This is a genomic window from Labilibaculum sp., from assembly GCF_963664555.1.
Taxonomy (GTDB): Bacteria; Bacteroidota; Bacteroidia; order Bacteroidales; family Marinifilaceae; genus Labilibaculum.
The window spans coordinates 1,931,733-1,944,764 of record NZ_OY761461.1; the positions used below are offsets into that span (position 1 = coordinate 1,931,733).

Annotated in this window: 9 protein-coding genes; 5 read left to right on the forward strand and 4 right to left on the reverse strand. The window is 34.4% G+C overall.

Annotation, left to right across the window (positions count from 1 at the left end):
* Nucleotides 1–2: 2 nt before the first annotated feature.
* Both ACKU4N_RS07570 and ACKU4N_RS07575 read right to left on the reverse strand, forming a co-directional pair.
* Complete coding sequence (locus tag ACKU4N_RS07570; protein WP_101310394.1) at nt 3–392, reverse strand: BlaI/MecI/CopY family transcriptional regulator; 390 nt, start codon at nt 390–392, stop codon at nt 3–5.
* 264 nt (nt 393–656) lie between these two features.
* Complete coding sequence (locus tag ACKU4N_RS07575) at nt 657–1,490, reverse strand: BamJ family beta-barrel-assembly machinery protein (RefSeq protein ID WP_321322117.1); 834 nt, start codon at nt 1,488–1,490, stop codon at nt 657–659.
* A 357-nt stretch (nt 1,491–1,847) separates the two neighbouring features.
* Between ACKU4N_RS07575 and ACKU4N_RS07580 the strand changes: the two genes are divergently transcribed.
* From ACKU4N_RS07580 to ACKU4N_RS07590, 3 genes are all read left to right on the forward strand, one after another.
* A complete protein-coding gene (locus ACKU4N_RS07580) occupies nt 1,848–2,105 on the forward strand; it encodes a putative signal transducing protein (RefSeq protein ID WP_321322119.1) in 258 nt (85 codons plus the stop codon).
* A gap of 101 nt (nt 2,106–2,206) precedes the next feature.
* Nucleotides 2,207–2,656: a GNAT family N-acetyltransferase gene (locus ACKU4N_RS07585; RefSeq protein ID WP_321322120.1), complete on the forward strand. Its 450-nt coding sequence runs from the start codon at nt 2,207–2,209 to the stop codon at nt 2,654–2,656.
* 1,192 nt (nt 2,657–3,848) lie between these two features.
* Nucleotides 3,849–6,917 (forward strand): ATP-binding cassette domain-containing protein, encoded by a 3,069-nt coding sequence (locus tag ACKU4N_RS07590; RefSeq protein ID WP_321322122.1) that lies wholly within the window; start codon nt 3,849–3,851, stop codon nt 6,915–6,917.
* 94 nt (nt 6,918–7,011) lie between these two features.
* Here ACKU4N_RS07590 and ACKU4N_RS07595 read toward each other — a convergent pair whose 3' ends face one another.
* Nucleotides 7,012–7,593, reverse strand: a complete 582-nt coding sequence (locus ACKU4N_RS07595) for a peroxiredoxin-like family protein (RefSeq protein ID WP_321322124.1) — start codon at nt 7,591–7,593, stop codon at nt 7,012–7,014.
* Nucleotides 7,594–7,788: 195 nt separating this feature from the next.
* Here ACKU4N_RS07595 and ACKU4N_RS07600 point away from each other — a divergent pair, with 195 nt between their 5' ends.
* Complete coding sequence (locus ACKU4N_RS07600; RefSeq protein WP_156197454.1) at nt 7,789–9,339, forward strand: IS1182 family transposase; 1,551 nt, start codon at nt 7,789–7,791, stop codon at nt 9,337–9,339.
* Between the two features lie 194 nt (nt 9,340–9,533).
* Here the strand turns inward: ACKU4N_RS07600 and ACKU4N_RS07605 are convergent, their stop codons facing one another.
* Nucleotides 9,534–9,947, reverse strand: a complete 414-nt coding sequence (locus tag ACKU4N_RS07605; protein WP_321322126.1) for an OsmC family protein — start codon at nt 9,945–9,947, stop codon at nt 9,534–9,536.
* A gap of 269 nt (nt 9,948–10,216) precedes the next feature.
* Here ACKU4N_RS07605 and clpB point away from each other — a divergent pair, with 269 nt between their 5' ends.
* Entirely contained in the window at nt 10,217–12,808 is a 2,592-nt protein-coding gene (gene clpB / locus ACKU4N_RS07610) for an ATP-dependent chaperone ClpB (protein WP_321322128.1), read from the forward strand.
* The last annotated feature ends 224 nt before the right edge of the window (nt 12,809–13,032 follow it).

Sequence of the window (13,032 nt, forward strand, 5' to 3'; positions counted from 1 at the left end):
AATTAGTTCTCTTTTTGTTGATCTTTTTTCATCTCTTCTTCGGCCTGTTTCATGATATTTTCCAAGTCAGAAATGTCCAAATCGTTTTCTTTGGCAAAAAAACTGGCCATTTTTGGGAACGATCCACCAAAATAATTTCCAAGTAATGAACTAAATTGAAATTTGGTGTATTCTGCTTTACTTATTGCAGGTGTGAACAGTTTAGTGTTTCCAATTTTTCGGTGAGATACAAATCCTTTCTTCTCCAAAACACTAAGAACAGTTGCTACTGTAGTGTAGGCTGGTTTCGATCCGTCAAATTGTTCCACTACATCTTTAACAATAGCTTCTCGCAATTTCCAGATAATTTGCATGATTTGTTCTTCGGCTTTTGTCAATGATTTTACATCCATAGAGTCTATTGTTTTTAATTATTACTACAAATATAGTATAGTGTTGTGTAAATTTTCTGAAATGCCTGTAAAGTATGGTCTTTATCCTATAAATTATAATTTGTTTTAAGGATTGAAATGACATTAAGCGATACATTTTCTAAGTAAGCGTACTGCAGGCCTCCATTAAAAGAATGAGTTTTTTTGTCCAATAATTTAGAAACAAATTATAAATAGAAAAGGGATACCTTTCGATATCCCCTTTACTATTCAATTTTACATGATTTATTTCTTCTTATCTTTTTTCTCGATTACTTCGATGAGGTTGATATCGAAAATTAGCGTTTCGTTCGGACCTATTTTTTCTCCGCTTCCTCTTTCTCCATATCCTAAATCTGCAGGGATATACAGTTTCCATTCGGATCCTTCGGGCATTAACTGAAGTGCTTCAGTCCAGCCTTTAACTACCCGGTTCACGTAAAAAGTTGTGGTGTCACCACGTTCTTTCGAACTATCGAAAACTGAACCATCAATTAAAGTACCATGATAAACACATTTTACACGATCCTCAAGAGTAGGTATTTTACCATTACCTTCTTTTAAAATTTCGTATTGAAGTCCACTCTCGGTTGTAATTATTTCTTTACGTTTTTTATTTTCCTCCAAAAATTTTTGTCCTTTTGCAAGGTTGTTTTTTTGCAACTCTTTACGCATGGAATCTTGCATTGCCTTTTTTTCATTGAAGATTTTTCGTAAATAAATATCCGCACTCATTTCTGAGAAATACGATTTCCCATAGGCCAATTCGTTTAAAAATCCTTTGTAGAAAGCATCTTCGCTGATTGAGTCGAATTGTTTGATTCTAAAGTCAGAATAGCTTTTTGTTAATTGGGTTTTTGCAATAGCTATGGCGATGTTTTTATAATCTGTCGAATCCATTTGGAATGGAATTCGTTCGAATGATTTTTTGAAATTATTGGCTTCAATATATCCTAAAGCATAACTAAGACTGTCAGTGCTCGATTTGAAGTTAACTTTACCCGATCTCGGAACTTTTTTACAAGAGCTAAGACATACAACAACAGCTAAAAAGGCAAGAATAATACTAGTACGTTTCATTTTTTGATACTTCTTTTTAAGGTTATTGATAAAATAATTTTTTGATGTGAAATTTTGTATTCGCTGTAAATTAAAGACAACAATATAATTCTCATTTCCAATGCAAGCGAAAGTACAATTTTGAACTAAAAATTAAAATAAAAAATAAACAAGAAGGAGCTAACCTAAGTTGTTTTTAAGATTTTTTAACATGAATCTATAAAATTTATGTATTTTAAGGAGTACCGGTTTTAAGTATTTCCACCATCTTTTTCTGGATAAATATTATGGACTATTAGTGATTAATAATTAATTTAAAGATCGATTTTGATAAAATAGAAGAAGCTAATTTATTCAACTGTTTATTAATTTGATGATATGACTGCAAATAAAGATGATTTGAATTTAATTGTAATTTATTCGGGAAACCCGATAGATTCAGAAATAATAAAGGATATCCTCACCGAGAATGGAATTGCTGTAAATATAAAAAACGGGCTAATGGGAACTATTGCTCCTTGGCATGTTTCTGCAGGTGGTGTCGCTCCTGTTGAACTTGAGATTTCCGTAAGAGATAAAGAGAAGGCTCTTCGTTTAATTAACGAGTTTACCAAAGGAAACGGGATAAAATCATGAACAACAGAAACCGGGTAATTATCGTCCAGCAATTCATGCACAGGTGGCCGGCAATATTTTATCAATCAAAGATTAAAGAATTATTTGGATAAGTAATGACGATGATTAAAATTCAAAGAACAAACGCCGATAGTAAAGATTTCATTGCACTTGTTAGAGCTCTTGATGCCGATTTAGTAATTCGTGATGGAGAAGATCATGCTTTCTATTCTCAATTCAATAAATTAGATCAAATTGAGAATGTGGTATTGGCTTATGATGATGGCAAACCTGTTGGCTGCGCAGCCATAAAGGAATACGAACCATTAATCGTGGAAGTGAAGCGAATGTTTGTTTTACCAGAGTGCAGAGGGAAGGGGATTGCATCGGAAGTTTTACAGGAATTAGAAAGCTGGGTCAGTGAGTTGGGATTTGAAAAATGCATATTGGAAACCGGAGTGAAACAACCCGAGGCAATCGGACTCTACCAAAAGAATGGTTACCATTTTATCCCTAATTACGGACAATATGCAGGTGTGAAGGAAAGCGTTTGTTTTGAGAAAGCATTGTAAGTTTTTTAAACAAAATATGAGTGAATAAAAAAATCCGGGTCCCCACCCGGATTTTAATCTAACCACTAATAGTAACTAATCTATGAAAAAAAACATTTGTGTGTTTTTACATTTCAAAAGTAGACATGAGACGAGTAAACTACATTAAGATGATCTTAAGTAATTATAAACTATATGTACTCTTTTATACTTATTCTGTAGGGTTTAACGTATTTATAAAAACAGAAAAAGCTTGGATCCCCACCCAAGCTTTTCTACTAACCACTATTTACTAACCTAAATCTATTTTCTATGAAAAAACGTTTACCACTCGTTTACCTTACAAACATACCGCATTCTTTCGTTAAGTGCATTTAACAAAAGTTAAAAAATGCTAAAAGTTTTTTTTAGCTGATCTGTTTGTTTTTGCTTTTAAATCAGAAATGAAAAAAAGGGTAAACAGAAAAAAGCTTGGATCCCCACCCAAGCTTTTCTACTAACCACTATTTACTAACCTAAATCTATTTTCTATGAAAAAACGTTTATCACTCGTTTACCTTACAAACATACTGCATTCTTTCGTTAAGTGAATTTAACAAAAGTTAAAGAATGCTAAAAGTTTTTTTTAGCTGATCTGTTTGTTTTTGCTTTTAAATCAGAAATGAAAAAAAGGGTAAACAGAAAAAAGCCTGGATCCCCACCCAAGCTTTTTTATTAACCACTAATTACTAACCTAAATCTATTTTCTATGAAAAAACGTTTACCACTCGTTTACCTTACAAACATACGGCATTCTTTAGTTAAGTGCTTTTAACAGATGTTAATTGTTGCTAAAAATGTGAGGTTCGGTAAGTTTACAACAACATAGGTTTTCCAAAATAAATAATTTAAAAAAACCTAGGGACTCACCTAGGCTTTTTGTTCTAATTAATAACCTAAATCAAAAATCTACGAAAAAAACCTTTTGTGTCGTTTATTGTTGTAAATGTACAAAAATCTTTGACAAACAACCACAAATGGATGTTAAAAATCATTAATGTACTTTTTTAATTTTCTGAAATAAGATAAATGGGAACTGTTTTTGATTGTTTTTAAATCAATTTCAGGAAATTTACTCATGGAAATAGTGCCTTATAAAAAAGAACTTTTCCGTAGCTCGGGGAATTTATCTAAATTAGGCCTTTAGCAAAAATTAAACTTCTATAATTACCCCATGAATGAGTCAGTACTAAATGCCTTAATGCAACTTTTTGCTATTATTGTAGATGAACAACAGGTCGGTTTTGAGCTTGCTGCGCGAGATGTTGTTTCGAAGTATTTAGAGAAGAGGTTTAGTAAGGAATGGCATGAAATATATTTAGACAACTTCAATCGTTATCTAAAAGAATCATATTACGCGAAAGGAAACAAGGATACAATACAAAACAAACACAAGCAAGTGGCAGATGTTTGTTCAAAATTAGTTGAGGAGGCAGAGCAGGAACAGAAAGTTTGGATCATGTTGCAGCTCCTTGAATTTATCGATGATTCTGAATTTACAGGTCCAGAGGAACTTGGATTTGTAAAGACGGTTTCTAAAGCATTTAAGATTCCTAAAGAAGAATTTGAATACAGTCTGCAGTTTATTTTAGGAACCGAATATTCTATTCCGTTTAATCCGTATTTATTAATTATTGATGCTAATGAAGCCTTTGAACATGAGGTTGTAAAGCATATTTTTAGTCCCAGACTACGTGGTCGGTTATTTATTCTGCATCTTGAAAGTACAAATACTTTTTTGATGAAATATTTTGGTGAGTACAACCTTTTTCTGAACGGCCACAATATTAAATTGGATCGTGCCTACATCCTCTCGTATGGATCTGTGATTAGAAGTCATAGAATTGACCCAATTTATTATTCTCAAATAGTATCTGTATTTATTGAGCGGAAAAATCTTTCGGATATACGTTTCGTAGCTAAAAATATTGAATTTAGGTTTCCTGGTTCTAGTAATGGTGTATTCCCAGTTAATTTTCATGTCGAATCAGGACAGCTGATTGGAATAATGGGGGGTAGCGGAACAGGAAAATCTACCTTGTTAAATGTATTGAATGGGAATTTGTCTTTAAATCAGGGCGATATATATATTAATGGATATAATCTTCATAAGGATAAAGAGGAACTAGAGGGTGTTATTGGATACGTTCCTCAGGATGATTTGTTGGTTGAGGAATTAACAGTTTATCAGAATTTGTTTTTTAATGCCAAGTTGTGTTTCGATAATTTGGATGAAGAAACAATTGAGAACATTATAAATAATACCATTGAAAATTTTGATTTGGTTGAAGCCAGAGATCTAAAGGTTGGAGATCCGATCAATAAGGTTTTGAGCGGCGGACAAAGAAAGCGATTGAATATTGCATTGGAATTAATGCGGGAACCTTCTGTTTTATTTGTAGATGAGCCCACTTCCGGATTATCGAGTATGGATTCGGAAAAGGTGATGCTGTTGCTAAAAAGACAGGTTTTAAAAGGGAAATTGGTGATGTGTAACATTCATCAGCCATCATCAGATATTTTTAAGCTGCTGGATAAGTTAATTATTATGGATCAAGGTGGGAAAGTGATCTATTTTGGAAATCCAATTGATGCAGTTGTCTATTTTAAAACCCAAAGTCAGTATGTTAAGGCAGATGAAAGCGAGTGCTTGACTTGTGGTAATGTAAATTCGGAGCAGATTCTAAGAATTGTGGAAACACGAATGATGAATGAGTACGGCAAGCAAATTCGCAAAAGAAAGAGAAGCTCCGATGAATGGTATGAATTGTACAAAGAGAATATTGAAGCGAAGAATCCGGTTAAGATACCGAAGCGAAAACGAATGATTCCAATCAATTATTTTAGTATTCCCAAACGAACGGAACAGTTAAAGATTTATTTGGCACGTGATGTAAAGGCCAAAATAAGTAATAAACAATACATTCTTATTACTCTTCTTGAGGCTCCAATTTTAGCTGTGATATTGGGATATTTTACCAAATATATTAGTGGTTCGGATGATGATGCTACGGCTTATGTTTTCTCAAATAATGAGAATATCCCTTCCTTTATTTTTATGACTGTTGTGGTATCTCTCTTTTTGGGATTGATTATTTCGGCAGAGGAAATTCTTCATGACAGAAGGATTATGAAACGGGAATCCTTTCTGAATTTAAGCCGGTTTAGCTATCTCAATTCTAAGGTGATTGTGATGCTTGTAATTTCGGCAATTCAAACCTTGTTGTTTGTTTTAATTGCTAATACTGTTCTCGAAATTAAAGGATTGACTTTAGAATATTGGCTGGTTTTGTATACGGCATCAGCCTGCGCAAATATGATTGGTTTAAATCTGTCGGCAGCATTGAATACTGTTGTAGCGGTTTATGTTTCCATTCCTTTTATTCTCGTACCGCAACTATTGTTTTCGGGTGTAATTGTGAACTTTACCAAATTGCATCCAGCTATAACCTCGCAAAAATATGTGCCGTTTGTTGGCGATTTAATGACTTCACGTTGGGCTTATGAAGCTTTGGTCGTAGAACAATTCAGAAACAACAGTTTTGAAAATCAGTTTTTCGATTATGAGCAAAAAATGAGTGAGGCTTCGTTTCGGTCATCATTCTATATTCCTGAATTAAAGCAACGTTACCAAAGTTGGTTGCAAACAAAGAATTTAAAACAGTTACAAGTATTGCAGAATGAATTTCGAAAATTGGCTGATTTATATACTTTGCCAAATGGAGTGGAACTTAACGAAAAAGGATTTGTGAACTCTTCGGTTGATTTATTGGAATGGCTAAAGAAAATTAAGCAAAACGGTTGGGCTGATTATAAAACAGAGTCAGATGAAAGAGACCAGGCTTACCTAAACTTATTGGAACAGTACGGAGGAAAAAAAGGATTATTTGAATTTAAACAAAAACACCATAACGAAGCTGTTGAACAGATTGTTTTAAACCGGAGAGAGTTAAATAAAATTGTTGAATTTAAAGGAGAATTGATTCAATTAAAAGATCCGATATTTCAAATTCCACAAAACAAATTAGGAAGAGCTCAGCTATTTTCATCTCAGAAACGAATTGGCAATTATCTTGTGAATACTTTTTGGTTTAATGTGATTATCATCTGGTTAACCAGCTTGTTTTTTTACTTTACACTTTATTTCGATGCTTTAAGAAGACTATTGCTTCTGATAGAAATATTATGGGTGAAAATACTTCCCGAAGGTCACATACGAATCACCAGAAAACGTCTGAAGTAATTGTAATGGATAAAATATGAAAGGAGTTTAACCGATGAGTTTTACTCCTTTTTTATTGGAAGTGTTTTTTAAGTAATTAAAGCGAAAAAAAATTTCACAAATGTTTTAAAATTTCTTCAGCATTCGATCGGTTTTTGTAATCAGGATCATATTGTACATATTTTACGATGCCGTCTTTTCCAATCACATAAGTTGCAGGAACAGGAAGCGTCTGATCGTCATTGCCGTTGGAAACAGTTAAGTCAATACCATATTCCATGTACTTTTCTTGTAATTTTTTAGGCAAAACAAAATTAACGCCATATTGCTTCATGATTTTGTAATCGATATCGTGCAGAATGGAGAATTCAACTTTAGTCTTGTCAATTGTTTTTTCAATACTTACAGGAATTTCTGGAGTAATAGCAATCAATCGGGCACCTGCTTTTTTAAAATCTCTGATATGATCTTGCAGATGAGACAGGTGCTTATTGCACAAAGGACACCATTGTCCGCGGTAAAATACCACGATTAATTGTTCATTTTCTAAAATTTCATCGCTTACTATTGTTTTGCCATTTTGATCCATTGCCTTGAACATTGGAGCTTTTTGTCCCACTAAAATGTTGCTTTGTTCGTTCTGACCAAAACTTATAAAACAGATTAGTAATAAAGCTGCAGTGAATATATTTTTCATATGCTGAGTATTATTTGTGAAATAAAATACAAATTAGTCTTTTATTTTTCTTTTTAAGCAACTAGCCGGTTGTGTTGGCGTTAATGATTTGTTAATGGCAATAAATACAAAAAAAAAGAGGCTGTCTCAAATGAGATAGTCTCTTTTTCGTTTTATAGTTTTTTATATTTATCACTGATTTCTTATTTTAGAGATATGAAATTAGTCCCTCAAAAATCTCATTTCAAAGCCTATCATCAAAACCAGATGATTCTTTTTCCGCCTTCTCTCTCGGATTTCATATCATCTGAACACCCTGTTCGTACCATCAGCAGTATTATTGATGGTGTCCAGATAGATCGTATCCTTGAAAAATACAGTTATACGGGAGCAAAGGCCTATCATCCCAAAATGATGCTTAAGTTATTAGTTTATTCCTATTTGTGTAATGTATATTCCTCTCGAAAAATAGAGCAGGCGGCATCAGAAAATGTACATTTCATGTGGTTGTCAGGGATGCAAAAGCCAGATCACAATACGATTGCCCGCTTTAGAAGCAGTCGATTAAAAGGTGTTTTAAAGGAAGTGTTCAGTCAAGTAGTCCTGTTACTGGTAGATTCCGGACATATTGATCTACAAACCATATATGTCGATGGCACCAAGATCGAGGCCAATGCAAATAAGTTTTCGTTTGTTTGGGGTAAAGCCATTCAAAAGAATATCCAACGCATGAAGGATCGGTTGGGGGAACTTTGGGATTATACAGAGCAGGTAGCCAAATCGGATTTAGCAAATGTAAGTAAGCCCGATTTAAGTGATGTTGATCCAGAAAAAATAGAGCAGACCATTGAGACAATTAATGAGGCCTTGAGGGATAAGAAAGTGGATGCTAAGAAACGCCGGCAACTCAACTATGCCAAGAAGAATTATGCTGATAATCTCCGAAAAAACGAGCAAAAGCTAAAGATATTGGAAGAGCGAAATAGTTATTCAAAAACGGATCCGGATGCAACCTTTATGCGAATGAAGGATGACTATATGCAAAATGGTCAGCTAAAACCAGGATATAACCTGCAGTTTAGCACACAAAATCAATTCATTGTAAATTATTCAAACCATAATAATCCAACCGATACAAAAACCTTTATACCTCATATGAAAGAGGTTCAACAGTTGTATCCAGACAAACTAAACAGCGTATGTGCAGATTCCGGTTATGGGTCTGAGGAGAATTATGAATTTCTTGAAGCGGAAGGATTAACCTCTTTTGTGAAATACAATTACTTTCATAAAGAACAAAAGAAGGGAGCCAAAACTTATTGCGAGTTTCACCCCAACAATTTATTCTACGACTCTAAACAGGATATTTACTACTGCCCAATGGGACAAGTAATGAATCTTAAGAAGATAAAAAAGGAAAAAAGCCAAGCCGGTCATTTTAAGACAATCCATGTTTATCAAGCTCAAAACTGTAACGGATGCCCACTTAGGGGGATGTGTCACAAAGCAAAAGGTAATCGAACGATTCAGATCAATCACCGACTCAACGAATTAAGAAGTAAAGCACGAGAACATTTAACCTCAGAAGAAGGATTGAAGCACAGGAGTCAAAGACCGGTTGATGTAGAGGCCGCTTTTGGTAACCTTAAACACAATAAAGGATTTAAACGATTTTTACTTCGTGGCAAAGAAAAAGTAGAAATCGAAATGGGATTATTGGCTCTAGCCATAAATCTTAAGAAAATGAATAGTAGAAAAGTGGCCTAACGGCCTTTCTTAATTCTTTTGAAGTCCTATTTCCTCTATATGAAACCTCTGTTTTGCATATTGGAGGTAAAAAAGACTTCCAAAAACAAATAAGCAGTATAAGGCAGTTTAATCTCAAAAAAACAAAAGATCATGAAAAAGAGGATGTCTACTTTGTTATGAGACATCCTCTAGATTACAAATTTAATTTCTGTTTATGCTTTTTGCATTTTATGAATCTGGTATGTTGTGTTCACACCTGCTTGGTGAAATAAAACACCTACCGGACACATTTTTAAAGTTTGTTGTAAGCACTTGTCGATTTTTTCATCACTTGCCTCAGAGTCAATTCTTAATTCAACCTCAACGTCAGTAAAGGTTGGAGCGCTATCTTTTTGAAATCCCGTGGTATCTACTTCAAGAGCAGTAAATTCAATTCTCATTTTTTTTGCAACAACATTAAAAATTGTATTTACACAGCCAGAATAACTCATTAAGCACAATTCTAATGCAGTTGCACCAAGGTTTAGTCCATCTTTTGCTTGTGGTAAATCAAGAATTACTTCATGACCTCTATTATTTGTTACTGTAGATGTCATTTGATTAGTCCAAATTGTTGTAGCTTTCATATTGTATTTTTAGTTGTTTTAAATTTCAGTTTGCAAAGATATATAATTATCCAGATGTGTCGCTATTTTTTTTGTTTGTTTAACAGCATGTCGGAAAAGTTTTCAGGTAAGTTGTTGATAATGTGTCAAATTGGCTGGTTGTTTAACCTTCGTTCAGACATTTTTTCTGCTAGTTGACCAAATTATTGATTTGGCAAATGTTTTGAACGATTCGTTTTGAATGATAATTAGCCATGTTTTATAATAAATGAAGTCGTAAAATCAAAAATATGAATTACAATAATTTTACAATTAAATCGCAGCAGGCAATTGAAAAAGCATTTCAATTAGCTGCTGGTAAACAACAGCAGGCAGTTGATACCGGACACATTTTAAAGGGTGTTTTGGTAGAAGGTGAGAATATTACCAATTTCCTGCTTAAAAAGCTGGGTGTAAATGTATTAAGTTTTTCTTTGGTTGTGGATCAGATCATCGAAAGTTATCCTAAAGTAGTTGGAGGAGAACCTTATCTTTCGAGAGAAGCAACAAGTGCTTTGCAGTTTTCAACTGAAATTTCAAAAAAGATGGGCGATCAGTTTGTTTCTCTGGAGCACATATTACTTGGACTTTTGAAAGGTAGAGATCAAATTTCAAATTTACTGAAGGATAATAACGTGAATGAGAAAGATCTAAGTTCTGCTATCACTGAATTGCGAAAGGGAGCTAAGGTGGACTCTCAAACTGCTGAGGATACATTTAATTCTTTGCGGAGATTTGCAATTGATTTAAATGAACGGGCCCAAAATGGGAAATTAGACCCTGTAATTGGCCGCGATGAGGAAATAAGAAGAATTCTTCAGATTTTATCAAGAAGAACGAAAAACAATCCGATTCTAATTGGTGAACCGGGTGTTGGAAAAACAGCAATTGCCGAAGGCCTGGCTCATCGTATTGTAAAGGGTGATGTGCCGGATAATTTAAAGAGCAAGCAAGTTTTTTCTTTGGATATGGGAGCATTGATCGCAGGGGCAAAATACAAAGGCGAATTTGAGGAACGTCTAAAATCTGTGGTGAAAGAGGTGGTTGAGTCGGAAGGTGATATTGTTTTGTTTATTGATGAGATTCACACTTTGATTGGTGCAGGCAAAGGGGAAGGTGCTATGGATGCAGCCAATATTTTAAAACCGGCATTGGCCAGAGGAGATTTAAGAGCCATTGGTGCTACTACCTTAGATGAATATCAAAAATATTTTGAAAAGGATAAAGCATTAGAGAGACGTTTTCAAAAGGTTATGGTGAATGAACCAGATACCTTAAGCGCAATTTCTATTCTTCGCGGATTAAAAGAACGTTATGAAAATCATCATAAGGTTCAGATTAAAGACGAAGCAATTATAGCAGCTGTTGAGCTTTCGCAGCGATATATTTCGGATCGTTTTTTGCCGGATAAAGCGATTGATTTGATTGATGAGGCGGCTTCAAAATTACGTATTGAAATGAATTCATTGCCAGAAGAACTGGACGAAATTGAAAGACGTATTAAGCAATTGGAAATTGAGCGAATGGCCATTCAGCGGGAAGGTGATAAAAAGAAATTGGAAGATTTATCGAGGGAAATTGCGGAGTTGAATGATGAAAGAAATCGTCTTCGTGCAAAATGGGAAGCTGAACGCGAAGTGATTGATGGCATTCAAAAGAATAAGGAGGAATTGGAAAACCTGAAGTACGAGGCCGAAAAAGCAGAGCGTGAAGGTGATTATGCCAGAGTTGCAGAAATTCGTTATGGCAGAGTTAAAGAGGTTGAGGAAGAAATTGAGCGTTTGAATGAACAACTGAAAATCAATCAGAATTCGGATGCCATGATTAAAGAGGAGGTTGGAAGTGAAGATATTGCTTATGTAGTATCTCGCTGGACAGGAATTCCTGTAAATAGAATGTTAAAGAGTGAAAGGCAAAAATTGCTTGGTTTGGAAACAGAGCTTCACAAAAGAGTGGTAGGACAAGAGGAGGCAATTTCGGCTGTTGCAGATGCAGTTCGCAGAAGTAGAGCAGGTTTGCAGGATGCGAAAAGGCCAATAGGATCGTTTATTTTTTTGGGAACAACCGGTGTAGGAAAAACGGAATTGGCAAAAGCATTGGCTGAATTCCTGTTTGATAATGAAAACTACATGACACGAATTGATATGTCAGAATATCAGGAACGTCACTCAGTTTCAAGATTAATTGGAGCTCCTCCGGGATACGTTGGCTACGATGAAGGTGGCCAATTAACCGAAGCAGTTCGCAGAAAACCATACTCTGTTGTGCTTCTTGACGAGATTGAGAAAGCACATCCGGATGTTTTTAATATTCTGCTGCAGGTGCTTGATGACGGAAGACTTACGGATAATAAAGGAAGGGTTGTTGATTTCAAGAATACAATTATCATCATGACTTCAAATGTAGGCTCTTACCTGATTCAGGAAAAGATTGCGAACATGAATTCGAACAATAGGGGAGAATTAATTTGGGAAGCACGAAATGAAGTTCTCGATTTATTGAAAAAGACGATTCGTCCTGAATTTTTAAACCGAATTGATGAAACGATTGTATTTACTCCCTTAGATCGGGAAGAGGTAAAGCAAATTGTTCGTTTACAGTTTGAGATGGTAAAATCGATGCTCATAAAAAATGAAATTAATATTGAGTTGAGCGAAAAAGCAGTTAATTACCTTGGAAATGTTGGATTTGATCCACAATTTGGTGCACGTCCAATAAAACGGGTATTGCAAAGAGAGGTTCTTAACGAACTGTCAAAACAAATTTTATCGGAAAGTATCACTCATCATCAAAAGATTTTAATTGATGCTGAGGAAAATGGATTGGTTTTTCGTAATCTGTAAAAATATCAAACTTGATTAAATACAAAGCCTGCTTGCATTGTGAGCAGGCTTTTTTTAGCTTAAAATTTGATTGCAGCAATATGGAATTGTGAAGGTTGAAGTTTATCTGTTATTTCAAACCATTGCGGAGATTTTTTTATGCTTTTCAAGGACAATTTTTATAAATTGAGATTTAATTTAATTTCTTTGTTAATTGATAAATTTTGAAAATTAGTACTGTAACT

What these genes read in the sequence shown, in the direction of transcription:
- ACKU4N_RS07600 (WP_156197454.1), top strand. Translation starts at nt 7,789, where the DNA reads ATGAAATTAGTCCCTCAAAAATCTCATTTCAAAGCCTATCATCAAAAC.
- ACKU4N_RS07575 (WP_321322117.1), bottom strand. Translation starts at nt 1,490, where the DNA reads ATGAAACGTACTAGTATTATTCTTGCCTTTTTAGCTGTTGTTGTATGT.
- ACKU4N_RS07585 (WP_321322120.1), top strand. Translation starts at nt 2,207, where the DNA reads ATGATTAAAATTCAAAGAACAAACGCCGATAGTAAAGATTTCATTGCA.
- clpB (WP_321322128.1), top strand. Translation starts at nt 10,217, where the DNA reads ATGAATTACAATAATTTTACAATTAAATCGCAGCAGGCAATTGAAAAA.
- ACKU4N_RS07595 (WP_321322124.1), bottom strand. Translation starts at nt 7,593, where the DNA reads ATGAAAAATATATTCACTGCAGCTTTATTACTAATCTGTTTTATAAGT.
- ACKU4N_RS07580 (WP_321322119.1), top strand. Translation starts at nt 1,848, where the DNA reads ATGACTGCAAATAAAGATGATTTGAATTTAATTGTAATTTATTCGGGA.
- ACKU4N_RS07605 (WP_321322126.1), bottom strand. Translation starts at nt 9,947, where the DNA reads ATGAAAGCTACAACAATTTGGACTAATCAAATGACATCTACAGTAACA.
- ACKU4N_RS07570 (WP_101310394.1), bottom strand. Translation starts at nt 392, where the DNA reads ATGGATGTAAAATCATTGACAAAAGCCGAAGAACAAATCATGCAAATT.
- ACKU4N_RS07590 (WP_321322122.1), top strand. Translation starts at nt 3,849, where the DNA reads ATGAATGAGTCAGTACTAAATGCCTTAATGCAACTTTTTGCTATTATT.